Below are 20243 nucleotides of genomic sequence, written 5' to 3'. Positions count from 1 at the left end.
ACGAGCGGCCTCTCCCGGCAGACCGGGAGGAGGGTGCTCAGGGGTTTGGCGGGCCATACGACACGCCGACGGTCAAGGTTACGGGCCGGTGCCACAGGGGGTCAAATTCGGGTGACTCCCCCGGGGCGGTGCGGGCCGTCCGCGACGGGACGGCCCGCACCGGCCAGGTCAGTCCTGCGCGGGGGCGGCCGTCTTCTTGGCGGCGGCCTTCTTCGCAGTCGTCTTCTTCGCCGCGGTCTTCTTGGCCGCCGTCGTCTTCTTGGTGGCGGCCTTCTTCGCGGTGGCCTTCTTGGCCGTCTTGCGGGCGGCCGTCTTCTTGGCCGGGGCGGCAGCCTCGGTCTCGGCCTCGGCCTCCGCGGCGGGTGCCTCGGGGGCGGGTGCCTCGGCGGCCGGGGTCTCGACCACCACGACGGCGGCCTCCGCGGCGCCGGCCGGGGAGCCGGCGGGAGCGGTGACCTTACGGACCACACGGCGGCGCGCCCTCGGCGGGGCGGCCACGGGGGCCTCCTCGACGACCGGCGCCGCGGCGACCGGCTCGGCCGGGGTCTCGGGGACCACGACCGGCTCGGCCTCGATGACCGGGACCTCGATGACGGGCTCCGCCGCGGCCGGCGAACCGGCCGGGGCCGTCGCCTTGCGGGTGGCACGGCGGCGCGTACGGGGAGCCGGGGCGGCCTCCTCGACGACCGGCGCCTCGACGACCGGCTCCGGCTCCTCGGCCACGACCTCGGGCTCGACGACCGGCGCGGGGGCCGCGGCGACCGGCGGACCGGCCGGGGCGGACACCTTGCGGGTCGCCCGGCGGCGGCCACGGCCACGCGTGGCGGCGGCCTCGGCCTCGGCGGCGCTGCTGTACAGCTCTTCGTCGGGGCGGAAGGGCTCCTCCACGGCCACCGGGGCGGCGATCTCCGCGGCCACCTCGGCCTCGGTCTCGACCTCCGCGGCCTCCAGGGCCTCGACGGCCTCGGCGACCTCGTGCTCGTGGACGTGCTCGGCACCGCCACGGCCACGCTTCTTCGCGCGCTTGCCACCGCCACCGCCGCCCGGGGCGGTCGGCTGCTCCATGTGCACGATCACGCCACGCCCGTTGCAGTGGACGCAGGTCTCGGAGAAGGACTCGAGCAGGCCCTGGCCGACCCGCTTACGGGTCATCTGGACCAGGCCCAGCGAGGTGACCTCGGCCACCTGGTGCTTGGTCCGGTCACGACCCAGGCACTCCAGGAGGCGGCGCAGCACCAGGTCGCGGTTGGACTCCAGGACCATGTCGATGAAGTCGATGACGACGATGCCGCCCAGGTCGCGCAGGCGCAGCTGGCGCACGATCTCCTCGGCCGCTTCGAGGTTGTTCCTCGTCACGGTCTCTTCGAGGTTGCCGCCCTGGCCGGTGAACTTGCCGGTGTTGACGTCGACGACGATCATCGCCTCGGTCTTGTCGATCACCAGCGAGCCACCGCTCGGCAGCCAGACCTTGCGGTCCAGCGCCTTCATCAGCTGCTCGTCGATCCGGTACGTCGCGAAGACGTCGACCTCGCTCGTCCACTTGGACAGGCGGTCGGTCAGGTCCGGGGCGACGTGGTTGACGTACCCGTGGATGGTCTCCCAGGCGTCGTCGCCGCTGACGATGACCTTCGAGAAGTCCTCGTTGAAGATGTCGCGGACGACGCGGACGGTCATGTCCGGCTCGCCGTAGAGAAGGGAAGGCGCGTTCGAGCTGCCGCCGTTCTTCGCCTTCTTCTGGATCTCCTCCCACTGCGCCTGCAGACGCTCGACGTCACGGCGCAGCTCGTCCTCGCTCGCGCCCTCGGCGGCGGTGCGCACGATGACGCCCGCGTCCTCGGGGACGATCTTCTTGAGGATGGTCTTCAGCCGGGCGCGCTCGGTGTCCGGGAGCTTGCGGCTGATGCCGGTCATCGAGCCCTCGGGGACGTACACGAGGTAACGGCCCGGCAGGGAGACCTGGCTGGTCAGACGGGCGCCCTTGTGGCCGATCGGGTCCTTCGTCACCTGGACGAGGACCGACTGGCCGGACTTGAGGGCGGTCTCGATGCGGCGCGGCCCGTTGGCCATGCCGAGGGCCTCGAAGTTGACCTCACCGGCGTACAGGACGGCGTTGCGGCCCTTGCCGATGTCGACGAAGGCGGCCTCCATCGACGGCAGGACGTTCTGGACCTTGCCCAGGTAGACGTTGCCGACGTACGAGGTGGCCTGCTCCTTGTTGACGTAGTGCTCGACGAGCACGTTGTCTTCCAGGACGCCGATCTGGGTGCGCTCGCCGTTCTGGCGGACGACCATGACGCGCTCGACGGCCTCACGGCGGGCCAGGAACTCGGCCTCGGTGATGATCGGGACGCGGCGGCGGCCCTGCTCGCGGCCCTCGCGGCGGCGCTGCTTCTTCGCCTCCAGGCGGGTCGAGCCCTTGATGGACTGGACCTCGTCGGACGGCTCGGCCTTCTCGCGGGCCGGGCGGGGCTCGCGGACCTTGACGACCGTACGGACGCCGTCCTCCTCGCCCGCCTCGGCCTCGGGGCCGGCGTCACCGCTGCGGCGACGGCGCCGGCGACGACGGCGCGAGCTGCTGGTGCCCGCGGCGGACGGGGTGCCGCCCTCGTACTCGTCGGACTCCTCGCCCTCCTCCTCGGACTCCTCGTCCTCGGCGCGGGCCTCCTCCGACTCCTCGGTCTCCTCGGTCTCCTCCGCCTCGGCGAGCTCACCGCGGCGACGGCGACGGCCGCCACGGCGGCGACGGCGGGACGGACGGTCCTCGTACTCGTCGGCCTCCTCGGCCTCCGCCTCGGGCTCCTCGGCCTCGACCTCGGGCTCGTCGGCCACGGTGGCCGGCACGGGCTCGACGGCGACGGGCTCGGCGGCGGGCTCGCCACGACGGCGGCGACGGCGACGGCCGGCGGGCTCGGGACGCTCGACGATCTCCTCGACCGCCTCCACGGCCTCGACCGTCTCCTCTTCCTCCTCCGGCTCCGCGGCCTCGGCGGCAGCGGCGGCAGCCGCGGTCTCCGGGGTCTGGAACATCGGCTCGGTGAAGACCGGGGCCTGGAAGACGGCGACGGCGGGACGCGCGGCGCGGCGGGCGCGGGGCGCCTCCTCCTCGGCCTTCGGGGCGGGAACCGGCTCGGCGGTGAACTGCGGAGCGGTGGCGCGGCGGCGGGTCCGGCCGCGGGTGGCGGCCTTCTCCGCGGCGACGACCTCGGGCTCGGCCTCTTCGGCGGTGATCTGTGCGACCGTCTCCTGGGGCAGGCTCTCGCCGGCCGCGACGGTGGCCTCCGGGGAGGTGGCCTTACGGGTCGCACGACGGCGGGTCCGCGCGGGGGCGGGCTCCTCGACCGGAGCCTCCGGAGCCTCCTCGACGACCGGGGCGGCCTCGACGGCCTCGGCGACCGGCTCGGGGGACGTGGCCTTACGGGTCGCACGACGGCGCGTACGAGCGGGGGCGGGCTCCTCGACCGGAGCCTCCGGAGCCTCCTCGACGACCGGGGCGGCCTCGACAGTCTCGGCAACCGGCTCCGGCGTGGTGGCCTTACGGGTCGCACGACGGCGCGTACGAGCGGGGGCGGGCTCCTCGGCCGGAGCCTCCTCCACGGCCGGGGCGGCCTCGGCGACCGGCTCCGGGGCCGTGGCCTTACGGGTGGCGCGGCGACGCGTACGCGGCGCGGGCTCCTCGGCAGGCTCCGGCGTGGCGGCCGGCGTCTCCACGACGACCTCGGCCACGGTGTCGGTGACCTCCGCCGCCACCGGCGGACCGGCGGGACGGGAAGCCGCTCGGCGCCTGCGGCGCGGCGGCAGCTTGTCACCAGGTGCGTTGTTGTTGTCCGTGTTTTCTTCGTGCTGCTCGAGCATGCGGGCGGTTCTCCCGTCACGCCCCCGGGCGCCGCGCCTTGTTCCGGTCCGGCGGCACGATCGCGCGAGATGCGCGGTGCCGCCGTCCGGGGCGCGGGCGCCGCACGGGAGCTGATGTCTGGCTCGCCGGTTCCGTACGCGTTGTGCGTACGGCCTGGCGAAAGTCTCCTGGTCAGTGCGCTGCCCGACCCAGGTGGCTCCCGAGTGCCAGGGCTGCGCTACAACGACCGCTCCCTACGCGGTACCGGCACCCGGCGCCGTCGCTGAGGCGGTCGCGGCGGCCGTGGGTGGAGCGGCCGTGACTGCCTCGCGGTCGGGCGCGAGCGGGTCGGTCACCGTGCCGGACTCCTCGTCGAAGAGCCCCTGCGCCAGCCTGGTCACCGCTGCGGGGACCGGCGGCGCCAGGTCGGCCACAGCTCGGAGACCGGACAGGACGTCGTCGGGTCGTACGGCAGGTGTCACGTGCCGAACAACCAGGCGCAGTATCGCACAGGCATTGTCCAGCGGCCTATCACCCTGTGGATGAGCTGCGACGAGGCCGGCGACGGCCGAGCGGGCGTCAAAGGTGCGGATGCCGTTCTTGGTCTTGCGTTGTACTTCCACGGTCTCGGCCGCGAGGAAGGCCGCTACGGCCTTCTCGGCGTCCTCGACGGTGACACCGTCGAGCCGCAGCTCCCACACGGAGGCGGTGAGCCGGTCGGCGAGTCCCGAGGTCCGGGCCTCGACGGCGTCGGTGATGTCGAGGCCGGCCGGGAGCGACTCGTCGAGCAGGGCCCGCAGGTGCTCCGGGTCCCTCGTCTCGGTGAGGGCGATCTCCAGGTACTCGGCCTCGGAGCCCGTACCCGTGGGGGCGGCGTTGGCGTACGACACCTTCGGGTGCGGGGTGAAGCCGGCCGAGTACGCCATGGGCACCTCGGCTCGGCGCAGCGCACGCTCGAACGCGCGCTGGAAGTCACGGTGGCTGGTGAACCGGAGGCGGCCGCGCTTGGTGTAGCGCAGTCGGATGCGCTGCACCGCCGGTGCGGGCGGCGGGCCTTCGGGCTGTCGCTTGCCCAGTGGTTCTTCTCCTCGGTGCGGGGCGGGCGCGGGTGGCGCGCCGCCCTCGAAATGCGGGTGGCCTCTGGGGGTCCCGACCGGCTCACCCCCGCTTTCGCAGGGAGATCTCGGGTGCGGGCGCCGCGCCGGAGGCGGTTGTTGTACTACCCAGAGTACGCGTAGAGGCCACCACCGGTTCCCCAGGCTCGGTCACCCGGGGTCCGCCGACCAACGCGTGCCACGCGTCCTGGCGGGCCCGGCGCACGGTCTCGCGCGCGGAGGCGAGCGCGGCCCGGGCGGCGCGTCCGGCCTCGACGGCGGCCCGCTTGGCCGGGGCCCAGACCTGGTCGCGGACCCAGTGCCCGACGGGGGTGCAGACGGAGCGGTAGAACCAGCGCACCGGCCGCCCGGCCAGGTTCCAGGCCACCCACTTGAGCGCCCGGCCGGCGGCCCGGGAGATGTACCCGGCGATCCGCCAGCAGACCCGGAACGCGTCGGCGATCTCCCGCCCGAGGGGTACGAGGACGCGCCGGTACAGCCAGACGAGGGGTGCGACGATTCCGTACCGGACGACGGGCACGACGACATAGCGCCACAGCCCCACCCACGGCCATACGAACAGGGCCCTGCCGAGCTGGACGAGGGCGTGTCCGAGCGGGGTGAGCACGGCCCGGTACAGCCAGACGGACGGGATCGCGATGCCGTACCGCCACAGGCCGACGGCCAGGAAGTCGAGCCCCCTGCCCAGCGGGGCGAGGACCCACCGGTACGCCCAGACGACGGGACCCCCGATCCCGTACCGGGCGACGGGCACGAGCACGTACCGCCACAGCGCGACCCACGGCCACACGAACAGCGCCATGCCCACCCGGCGGAGCAGCCACACCAGACCCTGACCCAACGGCGTCAGCACCTCCCGGTACAGCCACACCGAGGGAATCGCGACCCCGTACCGACCCACCGGCACCAGCACATACCGCCACAGCGCGACCCACGGCCACACGAACAACGCCACGCCCACCCGGCGGAGCAGCCACACCAGACCCTGACCCAACGGCGTCAGCACCTCCCGGTACAGCCACACCGAGGGAATCGCGACCCCGTACCGACCCACCGGCACCAGCACATACCGCCACAGCGCGACCCACGGCCACACGAAGAGCGCCTTGCCCAGCCACAGCGCGACCGTCGCCACGCCCCGGAACAGCGGGGCGAGCAGCTGGGTGCCGATCCAGGCCAGGGCGCGCCCGAGCGGACGCAGCAGCGCCCGCTCGACGGCTCGCGCGCAGACCACCAGCACGTCCCACACCATCCGGACGGGGACGACGACCACCAGCACCACGATCCGCACCGGAATCCTGATGAACGCCGTCAGACAGCCCTCCGGCTCGGGCGGGCGGGGCTGGGCCTTCTCCATGCTCATGCCGGGAATGACGCGACGGCCCGGTGGAGGGTTTCCCCTCGCACCGGGCCGTCGCCGGAGTGTTACCGGAATGGGCTACCGGACGCGCTACTTGACGACCGTCAGCGGCAGCAGCTTCTTGCCCGTCGGGCCGATCTGGATGTGCGTGTCCATCTGCGGGCAGACACCGCAGTCGAAGCACGGCGTCCAGCGGCAGTCCTCGACCTCGGTCTCGTCCAGCGCGTCCTGCCAGTCCTCCCAGAGCCAGTCCTTGTCGAGACCGGAGTCCAGGTGGTCCCAGGGCAGGACCTCCTCGTAGGTGCGCTCGCGCGTGGTGTACCAGTCGACGTCGACGCCCATGGTGGGCAGCGTCTTCTCCGCGCACTGCATCCAGCGGTCGTACGAGAAGTACTCGCGCCAGCCGTCGAAGCGGCCGCCGTCCTCGTACACCGCGCGGATGACCGCGCCCACGCGGCGGTCGCCGCGCGAGAGCAGGCCCTCGACGATGCCGGGCTTGCCGTCGTGGTAGCGGAAGCCGATCGAGCGGCCGTACTTCTTGTCGCCGCGGATCTTGTCCCGGAGCTTCTCCAGGCGGGCGTCGGTCTCCTCGGCGGAGAGCTGCGGGGCCCACTGGAACGGGGTGTGCGGCTTGGGCACGAAGCCGCCGATGGAGACCGTGCAGCGGATGTCGTTCTGGCCGGAGACCTTGCGGCCCTCGGCGATGACCTTGACCGCCATGTCGCCGATCTGGAGGACGTCCTCGTCCGTCTCGGTCGGCAGGCCGCACATGAAGTACAGCTTCACCTGGCGCCAGCCGTTGCCGTACGCCGTCGAGACGGTCCGGATGAGGTCCTCCTCCGAGACCATCTTGTTGATGACCTTGCGCATGCGCTCGGAGCCGCCCTCGGGGGCGAAGGTGAGACCGGAGCGACGACCGTTGCGCGTCAGCTCGTTGGCGAGGTCCACGTTGAAGGCGTCGACGCGGGTCGAGGGGAGGGACAGACCGATCTTGTCCTCCTCGTACCGGTCGGCGAGGCCCTTCGCGATCTCACCGATCTCGGTGTGGTCCGCGGAGGACAGCGAGAGGAGGCCGACCTCCTCGAAGCCGGTCGCCTTGAGACCCTTCTCGACCATCTCGCCGATGCCGGTGATGCTTCGCTCCCGCACGGGGCGCGTGATCATGCCGGCCTGGCAGAAACGGCAGCCGCGGGTGCAGCCGCGGAAGATCTCCACCGACATCCGCTCGTGGACGGTCTCGGCGAGCGGGACCAGCGGCTGCTTGGGGTAGGGCCACTCGTCGAGGTCCATGACGGTGTGCTTGGACACGCGCCACGGCACGCCGGAGCGGTTGGGCACGACGCGGGCGATCCGGCCGTCCGGCAGGTACTCGACGTCGTAGAAGCCGGGGATGTAGACCGAGCCGGTCTTGGCGAGACGGAGGAGGACCTCCTCGCGGCCGCCGGGGCGGCCCTCGGCCTTCCAGGCGCGGATGATCTCGGTCATGTCGAGGACGGCCTGCTCGCCGTCGCCGATGATCGCCGCGTCGATGAAGTCCGCGATCGGCTCGGGGTTGAAGGCGGCGTGGCCTCCGGCGAGCACGATCGGGTGGTCGACGGTCCGGTCCTTCGACTCCAGCGGGATGCCCGCCAGGTCGAGGGCCGTGAGCATGTTGGTGTAGCCCAGCTCGGTGGAGAAGCTGAGGCCGAAGACGTCGAAGGCGCCGACGGGGCGGTGGCTGTCGACGGTGAACTGCGGGACGCCGTGCTCGCGCATCAGCTCTTCGAGGTCCGGCCAGACGCTGTAGGTGCGCTCGGCGAGGACGCCCTCGCGCTCGTTCAGTACCTCGTAGAGGATCATGACGCCCTGGTTGGGCAGGCCGACCTCGTACGCGTCCGGGTACATGAGCGCCCAGCGGACGTCGGCGGACTCCCACGGCTTGACCGTGGAGTTCAGCTCTCCACCGACGTACTGAATCGGCTTCTGCACGTGCGGAAGCAGAGCTTCGAGCTGCGGGAAGACAGACTCGGCAGCAGACATCTCGAACCTTCGTGAGCTGGCAGGGGGCGACTCTCAAGCGTACCCGGTGCTCAGTGGGTCAGTGCCGCCCTCGTTTTCGGGGCGGACGCCTTCTCCCAGACCTCCGGCAGCTCGCGCTCCCGTGCCGCCGCGGCGGCCTCCTCGTGCCCGTACAGGAGTCCCCAGGTGAAGGCGGACTCCCCCGCCGCGTGGGCCTGGATCGCGAGGGTGCGCAGGGCGTCGCGGGCGACGACGCTGTCCTGGTGGTCGCCGAGGAGGCTCTGGACGGCCTTCATCCGCTTGGCGAAGCGCTTGGCGGGTTTGCCGAGGGTGGGCCTGGCGGCCTCGGCGGCGTAGCGGGCGCGCTTGGCGGCCTTGCGGGCCTCGTGCATCGCGAGGTCGCGGTCGTGGCCGGCGGGCAGGGCGAGGGCGTGCTCGACGCGGCGGGCGAGGCGGTCGTAGTCCTTGAGGACGGCGTCGGCGAGGACGTCTTCCGGGTCCTGCGCGGCGGCCTTGCGCAGGGGCGGGTCGGCGAGCAGGGTGTCGAGGGTGCGCAGCAGTGCCAGGTGGCGGTCGGAGTCGAGGGCGTCGATCGCCTTGGTGCGGGCCTCTTCGCCGTGGGAGGCGGCCTCGGCCTGGAGCCGGGCGCGGACGGGGCCGAGGACCAGGGTGTCGGGGAGCTCGTCGATCCGGGCGTTCAGCCGTGCGATCAGGACCTCCTGGTCACGGGCGACGCCCAGTTCGCCGGCGAGCCATTTGAGCTCCTCGCCGATGGGGTCGGTGACGGTGCGGTCGAGGACCTTGCGGTAGGTCTTGAAGGCGCTGCGCATACGGCGGCAGGCGACGCGCAGCTGGTGGACGGAGTCGGGCAGGTCGCGGCGGACGGCGGGGTCGAGCGCGACGATCGCGTCGGCCTGCTCCCGTACGTACGCGAGGACCCGGCCGCCGGCGGTGTCGTCCCCCGCCCCGCCCTCCCCGGCGGACGGCGTCCCGCCCGTCTCCTCGATCGCCCTCGCCAGCTTCGACGCCGACGACGACGGCCGTACCCCGGCCTTCTTGAGGTGTTTCTCCACCGCGTCCAGCACGGCGGGGTCGGCGTCGTCCGCCAGTTCGACCTCGATCTCCGTCCAGGACGTACCGGGGCCCTCGGGGAGGCGCTCCGCGCGGACGGTGTCCACGGACAGCTCGGCGAGCAGCTCCTCCCCGTCGCCCACCAGGTGGTGGACCTGCCGCGAGGAGCGCAGGCGCATCACCGGGACGACGTCCTCGTCGCGGACCCGGGAGCGCAGCAGCCGCGCCAGCTCCTCCGGGAGGGTGTCGGCCAGCGGGGCCCTGATCTCGTCGCGGATCCCGGACGCGACCGGGAACTTGAGGTGCCAGCCCGCGTCCTCGCCGCCCGTGCGGCGGCGCAGGGTCAGGGAGTCGGCGGCCAGCCGCAGGTCGGCCGTGTCGTAGTAGGCGGCGTCGAGTTCGGCGACGCCCCGGTCGAGGACCGCGGCGACCCCCGGGACCCTGGTGAGGTCGGGGAGCTCCGGCGTCTCCGTGGCTTCGTACTTCCGCTCGATCTCGCGCTTCGTCTCCGCCATGAATCGAATCTAGACGCGAAGTGAACGAAACGGCAGACCGCCTTGGGCTATGCGGTCATCGGCCGCTGCACCTTGATGGACTGGAGCAGTCCGATCGCCACCCATACCGCGAACATCGACGAGCCGCCGTAGGACACGAACGGCAGCGGGAGGCCCGCCACCGGCATGATGCCGAGCGTCATCCCGATGTTCTCGAAGGACTGGAACGCGAACCAGGCGATGATCCCGGCCGCGACGATCGTGCCGTACAGCTCCGTCGTCTCGCGCGCGATCCGGCAGGCCCGCCACAGCACCACTCCGAGCAGCACCAGGATCAGTCCGGCGCCGAGGAAGCCGAGCTCCTCCCCCGCCACCGTGAAGACGAAGTCCGTCTGCTGCTCGGGGACGAACTGGCCGGTGGTCTGGGAGCCCTTGAACAGGCCCGTGCCGGTCAGTCCGCCGGAGCCGATCGCGATCCGCGCCTGGTTGGTGTTGTAGCCGACGCCTGCCGGGTCGAGCTCCGGGTTGGCGAAGGCGGCGAAGCGGTTGATCTGGTACTCGTCGAGCAGTCCGAGTACGGCGACCATGACCGCGCCCGTCACGCCGGCGCCGATGAGGCCGAGGACCCAGCGGTTGGAGGCTCCGGAGGCGAGCAGGACGCCGAGGACGATGACCGCCATCACCATGACCGAGCCGAGGTCCGGCATCAGCATGACGATGGCCATGGGCAGCGCGGCGAGGCCGAGGGACTTGGCGACGGTGCGGTGGTCGGGGTGCACCTGGTCGCCCGCGTCGACCTTGGCGGCCAGCAGCATCGCCATGCCCAGGATGATCGTGATCTTCACGAACTCGCTGGGCTGGAGCGAGAAGCCGCCGCCGATCACGATCCACGCGTGCGCGCCGTTGATGGTCGCGCCGAGCGGGGTGAGGACGGCGAGGATCAGCACGATCGAGATGCCGTAGAGGATCGGTACCGCGCCGCGCAGGGTGCGGTGGCCGAGCCAGATCGTGCCGATCATCAGGGCGAGACCGATGCCGGTGTTGAGCGTGTGCCGGAACAGGAAGGCGTACGGGTCGCCGCCGTTGAGCTCGGTGCGGTTGCGGGTCGCGGACCACACGAGCAGCGTGCCGATGAAGGAGAGCGCGAGCGCGGAGAGCAGCATCGGCCAGTCGAGCCGGCGCATCACCGAGTCGCGGGCGGTGAGTTTCGCGAGCGGCCCGCGTGCGGGGGCGTACCGGGAGACGGAGAAGCCGTGGGGTGCGGTCATGGTGTCAGTCCCTCTGCCAGACGGGGGGCGGGCCCGCGAGCGGCAGTTCTCCGTCGCCCTGCTTGGCGGGGTCGACCTTCTGCGACTCCGGGTCGTACGGCTTGATCTCGGGCGCCTCGATGAAGCCGTCGGGCTGGATCTTCGGCAGCGCCTTCTGCGGCTGGGGCAGCAGGGCGCGCTTGAGGTCCTGGTTGCCCGCGTCGTCGAGGCCGTAGAGGGCGTCGTAGATGTTGCGCACGGCGGGGCCGGAGGCGCCGGAGCCGGTGCCTCCCTGGGAGATCGTCATGACGATCGTGAAGTCTTTGGTGTAGGTCGCGAACCAGGAGGTGGTCTGCTTGCCGTAGACCTGGGCGGTGCCGGTCTTGGCGTGCATCGGGATCTTGTCCTGCGGCCAGCCGCCGAACCGCCAGGCGGCGGTGCCGCCGGGCTCGACGACGGAGCGCAGGCCCTTGTCGAGGTCGCGGATCGTCTCGGCGTCGACGGGCAGCTTGGCGTGGGCCTGCGGCTTGATCTCCTGGACCTTCTTGCCGTCGGGGCTGATCACGGCCTTGCCGATGGTGGGGTTGTAGAGGGTTCCGCCGTTGCTGATGGCGGCGTAGGCGGTGGCCAACTGGATGGGGGTGATGAGGACGTCGCCCTGGCCGATGGCGAAGTTGATGCTGTCGAAGGCCTTCAGCTGGTTGCCTTCGAGGCAGCTCTCATAGGCGATCTGCTCGACGTAGGTGCCGCCCTTCTTGCCCTGCTTGCACCAGGAGTCCTTGTTGGCCTCCCAGAAGCTCTTCTTCCACTGGCGGTCCGGGATGCGGCCCTTGACCTCGTTCGGTACGTCGATGCCGGTCTCGGAGCCGAATCCGAAGTCACGGGCGGTCCGGTAGAACCAGTCGTTGGCGTTCTTGTTCGGCTTGAGGCCGCCGTCGCGCTGCCACTCCTGGTGGCCGAGACGGTAGAAGACGGTGTTGCAGGAGAACTTGAGGGCGTCGCCGAGGGTGATGGGGCCGTGCCCCTTGGACTCGAAGTTCGCGAAGCTGCGGTTGCCCATGCTGTACGAGGCGCTGCAGTTGTACTTGTCGTCGAAGTCGTAGCCGGCCCGCACGGCCGCGCTCGCCGACACCACCTTGAAGACGGAGCCGGCCGGTGACTGGCCCTGGATGGCCCGGTTGAGCAGCGGGTAGTTGGATTCCTTGCTGGTGAGCGCGGCGTAGTCCTTGCCGGAGATGCCGCCGACCCAGGCGTTGGGGTCGTAGTCGGGCTGGGAGGCCATCGCGACGACGCGGCCGGTCCTGGACTCCAGGACGACGACGGCGCCCGCGTCGGCCTCGTACTTACGGCCGGTGATCTTGTCGGTCTCCTGGCGGACGGTCTTCATCGCCTGGTGGAGCTCGTACTCGGCGACGGCCTGGACCCGGGCGTCGATGCTGGTGACGAGGGTGGAGCCGGGCACGCCCGGGTCGGCCTCGGTCTGGCCCATGACGCGGCCGAGCTTGTCGACCTCGTACGAGGTGACGCCCGCCTTGCCGCGCAACTCCTTGTCGTACGTACGTTCAAGGCCGGAGCGGCCGACCTGGTCGGAGCGGAGGAACGGCGACTCCGAGTCCTTGGCCTTCTGGATCTCCTCGTCGGTGACGGGCGAGAGGTAGCCGAGGACCTGGGCGGTGCGGGCGTTGCCGAGGGCCGGGTAGCGGCGGACGGCGGTGGGTTCGGCGGTGATGCCGGGGAAGTCCTCGGAGCTCTCCCGGATCGTCAGCGCCTGCTGCGTGGTGGCCTCGTCCGTGACCGGGATCGGCTGGTAGGGCGAGCCGTTCCAGCAGGGCTGCGGCGTCTCGGAGTCGCAGAGCCGGACCTTGTCCATGACGTCCTTGGGCTTCATGCCCAGGACTCCTGCGAGGCGGGTGAGGACGGCCTTGCCGTCGTCCTTCATCTTCATCAGCTCGGTGCGCGAGGCGGAGACCACGAGGCGGGTCTCGTTGTCGGCGAGCGGGACGCCGCGGGCGTCGAGGATGGAGCCGCGCACGGCGGGCTGGACGACGCGCTGGACGCCGTTGCCCTTGGCCTCCTCGGTGTACTCCTTGCCGTTGCGGATCTGGAGGTACCAGAGGCGTCCGCCGAGGGTGAGCAGGAGGGAGAAGACGAGGACCTGGATGACGACGAGCCGGATCTGGACCCTGGGTGTCCGCCCGGTCTCCGGGATGTTGCTCATGCTGCCGGTTCCCCCTGGCTACGGTCGCTCGTTCACAGGCGCTTGACTCCCTTGATGCGTCCGGCACGTGAGGCTCTGGTGCGGGCGGCCTTGACGCGCAGGCCGCCGCGCTGGTTGCCGATCCGCAGGCCGGTGCCGGAGGAGAGCCAGCCGGAGGCGACGTCGGTGCCGCCCGCGGTGGCCTCGGCGAGCGGGTCGTTCTCGGCGCGCCGGGCAAGGGCCATGATCAGCGGCACGGTGAACGGCGCGAGGAGGAGGTCGTAGACGGCCGCCGTGAACAGCAGGAAGCCGAGGCCGACGTGACGGGCGGCCGTGTCGCCGACGAGGGCGCCGACCCCCGCGTACAGCAGGGTGGTGCCGACGGCGGCGACGACGACCACGGCCATCGGGCCGCTGGCGGACTTGAGCCGGCCGTTGTCGGGGCGGGCGAGTCCGGCGAGGTAGCCGATGACGCAGAGCACGAGGGCGTAGCGGCCGGCGGCGTGGTCGGCGGGCGGCGCGAGGTCGGCGAGGAGGCCGGCCCCGAAGCCGATGAGGGAGCCGCTGACCGGCCCGTAGACGAGTGCGAGGCCCAGGACGGTCAGCAGGACGAGGTCGGGTACGGCGCCGGGGAGCTGGAGGCGCGCGAGGACGGAGACCTGGATGACCAGGGCGACCACGACGAGTGTGGTGGAGAGCAGAATCCGGTTGAACTTCACGGTGTCACTCCCTCCTCTTCGTTGCGTGCCGCGTTCTGTCCCGCGTCCTGTTCCGCGTCCTGCGGTCTGCCCGGCTGGGGATCGGCCGGATCGCCGGCCTGCTGACCGTCCGGTGGCGGCGGGGTGACCGTGACGGTGACGGTCGGCGCGGGCTTCGGCTTGGGGGGCAGGACCATGTCGCGGGGGTCCGTGCGCGGGGCCTGGACGACGACGCCGACGATGTCGAGCTTGGTGAAGCCGACGTACGGGCGGACGTAGACGTTACGGGTCAGGCCGCCGCCGGACGGGTCGACGCGGACGATCTCGCCGACCGGGACGCCGGGCACGAAGGGCTTGTCGCCCTGCGAGCCGAAGGTGACGAGCCGGTCACCGGGCTTCACCTTCGCCTTGCCGTTGAGCAGCTGGACGAGGAGCGGGCGGTCGCCCTGGCCGGTGGCGAAGCCGAGTTCGTCGGTCTTCTCCATCCGGGTGCCGACGGTGAAGTCGGGGTCGTTGGCGAGGAGCACGGTCGAGGTGGAGGGGCCGACGGTGGTGACGCGGCCGACCAGACCGGCGCCGTTGAGCACGGTCATGTCCCGCGTGATGCCGTCGTTGGCGCCGGCGTCGATGGTGACGGTCCAGGAGAAGCCCTGGGCCGCTCCTATGGCGATGACCTCGGCGGCCTTGATGCCGTACTGCCCGGCTCCGGCCGTCTTGAGCATGGTGTCGAGCTCGCGGAGGCGGCTGCGGTTGCGGTCGTCGCTGCCGAGCTTGGCCTTGAGGGCGGCGTTCTCGCGTTCCAGGGCGGCGATCCGGTTGTGCCGCTCGCCGGAGTCCCGTACGGCTCCTATGGCGTTGCCGATGGGATCGACGGCTGCCGCGACGCCGTTCTCGACCGGCCCGAAGACCGCGGCGGCTGCCTGCCGGGCGCCGTCGACCGGTGACTCCTCGCCGCCGCGGATGTCCACCGTGATCAGCGCGAACGCGATGGCGATCAGCAGCACCAGGAGCAGCCGGCTCTCTCGTGTGTCCCTCACGTGCGGCGGCCGTGCCTTTCCTCTTGGTTCGGTTGTTCCGTGCGGTTTGTGTCGTTATATCAACGATCCGCTGTACGGGGGGTCTTGCCACCCGTACAGCGGACGTCGAGCGAAAAGCTGCGCACTTGTTATCGGCGCGGCTGTGCGTCCAGGACCTGCTGCAGGGCCTCGAACTCCTCCACGCACTTGCCGGAGCCCAGCGCCACCGAGTCCAGCGGGTCCTCGGCGATGTGGATCGGCATCCCGGTCTCGCGGCGCAGCCGCTCGTCCAGGCCGCGCAGCAGGGCGCCACCACCCGTGAGAACGATGCCGCGGTCCATCACGTCACCCGAGAGCTCCGGCGGGCACTTGTCGAGCGTCGTCTTCACGGCGTCGACGATCGCGTTGACCGGCTCCTCGATGGCCTTGCGGACCTCGGCGGCCGAGATGACCACGGTCTTGGGCAGACCGGAGACGAGGTCACGGCCACGGATCTCGGTGTGCTCGTCCTTGTCGAGGTCGTACGCCGAGCCGATGGTGATCTTGATCTGCTCGGCGGTGCGCTCACCGAGGAGGAGCGAGTACTCCTTCTTGATGTGCTGGATGATCGCGTTGTCGAGCTCGTCGCCGGCCACCCGGATCGACTGTGCCGTGACGATTCCGCCCAGTGAGATCACGGCGACCTCGGTGGTGCCGCCGCCGATGTCGACGACCATGTTGCCGGTGGCCTCGTGGACGGGGAGGCCCGAGCCGATGGCCGCGGCCATGGGCTCCTCGATGATGTGTACCTGGCGGGCGCCGGCCTGGGTCGAGGCCTCGATGACGGCGCGGCGCTCCACTCCGGTGATGCCGGAGGGCACGCAGACGACGACCCGGGGACGGGCCAGGTAGCGGCGCTTGTGGATCTTGAGGATGAAGTAGCGGAGCATGCGCTCGGTGATCTCGAAGTCGGCGATCACGCCGTCCTTCAGGGGCCGGACGGCGACGATGTTGCCGGGTGTCCGGCCGATCATCTTCTTCGCCTCGGCGCCGACCGCCAGGATGCCGCCGGTGTTGGTGTTGATCGCGACAACGGACGGCTCGTTCAGAACGATGCCTCGACCCCTGACGTACACCAGCGTGTTGGCGGTCCCGAGGTCGACAGCCATGTCACGGCCGATGAACGACATTGAGTTCCCCTTGTTTCCCATGAGGATGCGTCGGGCCTTCCCAATTGGAGCGTTGACGGCTTCTCAGGTCGGCGAGGTGGTGGGTGTTTCGGATGCTGCGGCGTGGAGTTTTCCATCGTAGTGCCGCCCACACGGATACCGCGCGGTGGTCCACCTCTGTACAGGTGACGACAGGACGCTGCGATGCGTTCCCGGTCGTGTCGTTCATATGCCCGGGGGCGACCGAAATTACGTCGGTCGCCCCAGGATGTTGCTGTGGATGGCTGACACCGGGTCAGCCTCGGGTCAGGCCAGCCCGGGGAAGAAAATCTTCAGTTCCCGAATGGCGGACTCCTCGGAGTCCGAGGCGTGGATCAGGTTCTCCCGGACGATGGTCCCGAAATCTCCACGGATGGAGCCGGGGGCCGCGGCGATCGGGTCGGTCGGGCCCGCGAGGGTCCGCAGACCCTCGATGACGCGCTCGCCCTCGACGACCAGGGCGACGACCGGTCCGGACTGCATGAAGCCCATCAGCGGCTCGTAGAAGGGCTTGCCCTTGTGCTCGCCGTAGTGCTGCTCCAGCGTGTCCTGGCTCAGCTCGCGCAGTTCGAGCGCGGAGATGGTCCAGCCCGCCTTGCGCTCGATACGGCCGATGATCTCGCCGATCAGGCCACGGCGGACGGCGTCGGGCTTGAGCAGGACGAGCGTGCGCTGGCTCACGGTAGAGACTCCTTACGAAATACGGTGTGCGGGCCTCTGAGGCTACAGGGCCCGCACGGCCGCCGATTACGCAGCGTCAAGCCCTGCCGATGGGGCGAGCCGATGGGCCTAGCCCGCCTCGGCCCCCGCCTCGGCCCCCGCCGCGTCCTGCGCCTCGGTCTGGGCCGCCCAGCGGGCCTTCGCCTCGTCGATCTTGGCGCCGTAGTGGATCGAGGCCCACCACAGGGCGGTGAAGGCCGCGCCGAGGATGAACATCACCGGCACCACGAAGCCGCTCGCGATCAGGGCGATCTGCAGCGCCCAGCCGAGCTGGACACCGCCCGGCCGGGTGAGCATGCCGCACAGCAGCACGGACAGCAGCATCGCGATGCCGCAGACCCACCAGACCGTGGACGTCGACAGGCTGGCGTCCTTCATGGCGACGAGCCCGGCGAAGCCGATCACGAAGAACTCGCCGATCAGCGTCGAGGCACAGAGCGTACGCATCGGATTCAGCGCCTTCCGAGCAGCAGCCGGGCATCCCCGACCGTGAAGATCGAACCGGTCACCAGCACACCCGCGCCCGCGTACTCGTCCTCTTCCTCCGCGAGAGTGATCGCCGCCTCGATGGCGTCGTCCAGGCGCGGCTCGACGACCACCCGGTCCTCGCCGAAGACCTCGACGGCGAGCGCCGCGAGCGCGTCCACGTCCGTCGCGCGGGGGCTGGAGTTCGCCGTGATCACGACCTCCGCGAAGATCGGCTCGAAGGCCTCGAGCAGGCCCTTGGCGTCCTTGTCGGAGCTGGTGGAGACCACGCCGATGAGCCGGGAGAAGCCGAACGACTCACTGATGCCGTCGGCCGTCGCCCGCGCGCCCGCCGGGTTGTGCGCCGCGTCCAGGATCACCGTCGGGGAGCTGCGGACGACCTCCAGGCGGCCCGGGGAGGCCACGGAGGCGAAGGCGCGGCGGATCGTGTCGACGTCCAGGGTGCGGGCGTGCTCCGCGCCGATCCCGAAGAACGCCTCGACCGCCGCGAGGGCGACCGCCGCGTTGTGCGCCTGGTGCGCGCCGTACAGCGGCAGGAAGATCTCTTCGTACTCGCCGCCGAGTCCGCGCAGGGTGAGCAGCTGGCCGCCGACCGCGATGTCGCGGGAGACGATGCCGAACTCCATGCCCTCGCGGGCCACCGTGGCGTCGACCTCGACGGCCTTCTTCAGCATGACCTGGGCGGCGTCGACCGGCTGCTGGGCCAGGATGACGGTCGCGCCCTGCTTGACGATCCCGGACTTCTCGCCGGCGATCTCGCCCGGGGTCTCGCCCAGCCGGTCGGTGTGGTCGAGGTCGATCGGGGTGACGACGGCGACCGAGGCGTCGATGACGTTCGTGGCGTCCCAGGCGCCGCCCATGCCGACCTCGACGACCGCCACGTCCACCGGGGCGTCGGCGAAGGCCGCGTACGCCATCGCGGTGATGACCTCGAAGAAGGAGAGCCGGATCTCCTGGCGGGAGTCCACGAGCTCGACGTACGGCTTGATGTCCTCGTACGTCTCGATGAACCGCTCGGCGGAGATCGGGCCGCCGTCCAGGCTGATCCGCTCGGTGATCGTCTGCACGTGCGGCGAGGTGTACCGGCCGGTGCGCAGGTCGAACGCGGCGAGCAGGGCCTCGATCATCCGGGCCGTGGACGTCTTGCCGTTGGTCCCCGTGATGTGGATCGAGGGGTACGCGCGCTGGGGCTCGCCGAGGACGTCCATCAGCGCCGCGATCCGCGTCACCGAGGGCTCCAGCTTGGTCTCGCCCCAGCGGGTCGCCAGCTCGGTCTCCACCTCGCGCAGCGCCTTGTCGACCTCGGGGTCGGCGGGCCGGGCGGGCACGGGGTCGCCCTGGGGCGGACCGGCCTGCGCGCGCAGCGTGCGGCTGCCGGCCTCGATCACCGCCAGGTCGGGGTCACGGTCGGTCTCGGCGTCGACGATGTCGTCGAACGCGTCGGATGCTTCGGAGGCGTCGAACGGGTCGCGGGGCTCACTCACGCACCCAGTCTACGGAGGGGCACCGACAGGACCTGGGACCCACCCCATTCGGGACGTTCGCCTCACCGCGCGGCGAAGCGCCCAGGCGCCCGACGCACCCCACGCGCCCCACGCGCCGGGCCGGCGCGGCCGGCCGCGGTCGGCCGCGGTCGGCCGGCCGGCCGCCTCGGGCTACGCCCGCGCGAAGCCCGTCGGGAGGAGGGCCGTCACCCGGTACACGTCCCCGTCGGCCTTGGCCGACAGCGTGCCGCCCATGCTGGTGACGCGCTCCTCCATGGAGAACAGGCCCGTGCCCGTCGAGACGGGCGCGCGGTCCGGCGGGGTCTTGGGGAGCGGGTTGCGGACCTCGATGCGCAGATCGCGGCCGGCCACCGAGATCGAGACGGTCACCGGCAGGCCCGGCGCGTGCTTGGCCGCGTTCGTCAGGCACTCCTGGACCACCCGGTGGACGGCCGTCTGCCGCAGCGGCGACAGCGCCTTCGCCTCCTCGGCGACCGTGAGGGCGACCGGGCTGCCCATCCGCTCGCTCTCCTCCGCCAGCGCGCAGAGCCCTTCGAGCCCCGGGGTGCCCGCTCCCCCGTCCGCCCGCCGCACGATCGTCTCGTTCAGCATGTGGTGGGCCCGCCGCGCGGTGTCCGCGAGCTCCTCGAAGCCCTTCTGGTGCTCCTCGCCCCTGGCCCGTACCGCGAGCACCTCGGCCCGTACGGCGAGCACCGTCAGCTCCCGTCCCACCAGGTCGTGGACGTCCCGGCCGACCGAGATCCGCTCGTCCTGCACGGCTTGGCGCGCCGCGGCCTCGGCGCGCTGGCACTCCAGGGCGCGGACCAGGTCCTGCCGGTACGCGGCGATGCCGACGGCCGAGGCGAGGACCCCGATCGGGATCACGAGGCTCAGGAAGTCGCTGAGCTCGTCGCCGTGCGGAACGGGCCAGAGGGAGGTGTGGAACAAGGTGTACGCGGTGGCGACGTACAGCACGGTCGCGAGGACCGCGACCCGCCGGCCCCGGAAACGACCCAGCGAGTACAGCGCGAACTGAATCATCGTCAGTTCGTGCAGCCAGCCCATCAGGAACAGCGCCACGACGTACGGCACCCAGGGCGCCCTGCGCCGCAGCACCAGCGTGGCCGCGCCCGCCGCGAGCACGAGCGTCGCGGTGAACCCGTTCAGCGGGTTGTCGGTGGAACGGTCGAGCCCTGGCACGTCCAGGAACATCAGCACGAAGGCGCTCAGCGCGGCGATGACGTCCAGGGCGCGCGGCGATGCGGCCCACCGGTCCACGCAGCTGAGACGGAGCATGCGCTCCATCATCCAAGGTCCTTCGGCCCATATCGGCAGACT

At 71.4% G+C, this 20243-nt stretch carries 14 protein-coding genes; all 14 read right to left on the bottom strand.

Going from position 1 to position 20243, the window contains the following annotated elements:
- Positions 1 to 168: 168 nt before the first annotated feature.
- Complete coding sequence (locus tag FDM97_RS06665; RefSeq protein ID WP_137989329.1) at positions 169 to 3852, bottom strand: Rne/Rng family ribonuclease; 3684 nt, start codon at positions 3850 to 3852, stop codon at positions 169 to 171.
- Between the two features lie 234 nt (positions 3853 to 4086).
- The gene (locus FDM97_RS06660; protein ID WP_137989328.1) at positions 4087 to 4866 is read right to left on the bottom strand and encodes a TIGR03936 family radical SAM-associated protein; all 780 of its coding nucleotides are present in this window, start codon (positions 4864 to 4866) and stop codon (positions 4087 to 4089) included.
- Positions 4867 to 4990: 124 nt separating this feature from the next.
- Positions 4991 to 6310, bottom strand: coding sequence for a hypothetical protein (locus FDM97_RS06655; RefSeq protein WP_137989327.1), 1320 nt, complete (start codon positions 6308 to 6310; stop codon positions 4991 to 4993).
- Between the two features lie 87 nt (positions 6311 to 6397).
- On the bottom strand, positions 6398 to 8326 hold the full coding sequence (locus FDM97_RS06650; protein ID WP_137989326.1) for a TIGR03960 family B12-binding radical SAM protein: 1929 nt from the start codon (positions 8324 to 8326) through the stop codon (positions 6398 to 6400).
- A gap of 50 nt (positions 8327 to 8376) precedes the next feature.
- On the bottom strand, positions 8377 to 9891 hold the full coding sequence (locus FDM97_RS06645) for a CYTH and CHAD domain-containing protein (protein WP_137989325.1): 1515 nt from the start codon (positions 9889 to 9891) through the stop codon (positions 8377 to 8379).
- Positions 9892 to 9938: 47 nt separating this feature from the next.
- Positions 9939 to 11138 carry a rod shape-determining protein RodA gene (rodA, locus tag FDM97_RS06640; RefSeq protein ID WP_137989324.1) on the bottom strand — a complete coding sequence of 400 codons (1200 nt, stop codon included), beginning with the start codon at positions 11136 to 11138 and terminating at the stop codon, positions 9939 to 9941.
- Between the two features lie 4 nt (positions 11139 to 11142).
- Positions 11143 to 13335, bottom strand: coding sequence for a penicillin-binding protein 2 (mrdA, locus tag FDM97_RS06635; RefSeq protein WP_137989323.1), 2193 nt, complete (start codon positions 13333 to 13335; stop codon positions 11143 to 11145).
- A gap of 32 nt (positions 13336 to 13367) precedes the next feature.
- The gene (gene mreD, locus FDM97_RS06630) at positions 13368 to 14033 is read right to left on the bottom strand and encodes a rod shape-determining protein MreD (protein ID WP_137989322.1); all 666 of its coding nucleotides are present in this window, start codon (positions 14031 to 14033) and stop codon (positions 13368 to 13370) included.
- Positions 14030 to 15049 (bottom strand): rod shape-determining protein MreC, encoded by a 1020-nt coding sequence (gene mreC / locus FDM97_RS06625; RefSeq protein ID WP_137989321.1) that lies wholly within the window; start codon positions 15047 to 15049, stop codon positions 14030 to 14032. The genes mreD and mreC overlap by 4 nt, the downstream gene beginning before the upstream one ends.
- Positions 15050 to 15177: 128 nt before the next feature.
- A complete protein-coding gene (locus FDM97_RS06620) occupies positions 15178 to 16197 on the bottom strand; it encodes a rod shape-determining protein (RefSeq protein ID WP_017239313.1) in 1020 nt (339 codons plus the stop codon).
- A 285-nt stretch (positions 16198 to 16482) separates the two neighbouring features.
- Positions 16483 to 16896 carry a nucleoside-diphosphate kinase gene (gene ndk / locus FDM97_RS06615; RefSeq protein WP_137989320.1) on the bottom strand — a complete coding sequence of 138 codons (414 nt, stop codon included), beginning with the start codon at positions 16894 to 16896 and terminating at the stop codon, positions 16483 to 16485.
- 108 nt (positions 16897 to 17004) lie between these two features.
- Positions 17005 to 17382, bottom strand: a complete 378-nt coding sequence (locus FDM97_RS06610) for a DUF4233 domain-containing protein (protein ID WP_137989319.1) — start codon at positions 17380 to 17382, stop codon at positions 17005 to 17007.
- A 5-nt stretch (positions 17383 to 17387) separates the two neighbouring features.
- The gene (folC, locus tag FDM97_RS06605; RefSeq protein ID WP_137989318.1) at positions 17388 to 18905 is read right to left on the bottom strand and encodes a bifunctional tetrahydrofolate synthase/dihydrofolate synthase; all 1518 of its coding nucleotides are present in this window, start codon (positions 18903 to 18905) and stop codon (positions 17388 to 17390) included.
- 171 nt (positions 18906 to 19076) lie between these two features.
- Positions 19077 to 20201 carry a sensor histidine kinase gene (locus FDM97_RS06600; protein ID WP_254705520.1) on the bottom strand — a complete coding sequence of 375 codons (1125 nt, stop codon included), beginning with the start codon at positions 20199 to 20201 and terminating at the stop codon, positions 19077 to 19079.
- Between the last annotated feature and the right edge of the window lie 42 nt (positions 20202 to 20243).

Origin of the sequence: Streptomyces vilmorinianum, from assembly GCF_005517195.1 — a bacterium.
Taxonomy (GTDB): domain Bacteria; phylum Actinomycetota; class Actinomycetes; order Streptomycetales; family Streptomycetaceae; genus Streptomyces; species Streptomyces vilmorinianum.
The sequence above is the reverse complement of the archived record's forward strand: the minus strand, read 5'-3'. Positions and strand labels throughout refer to the sequence as shown.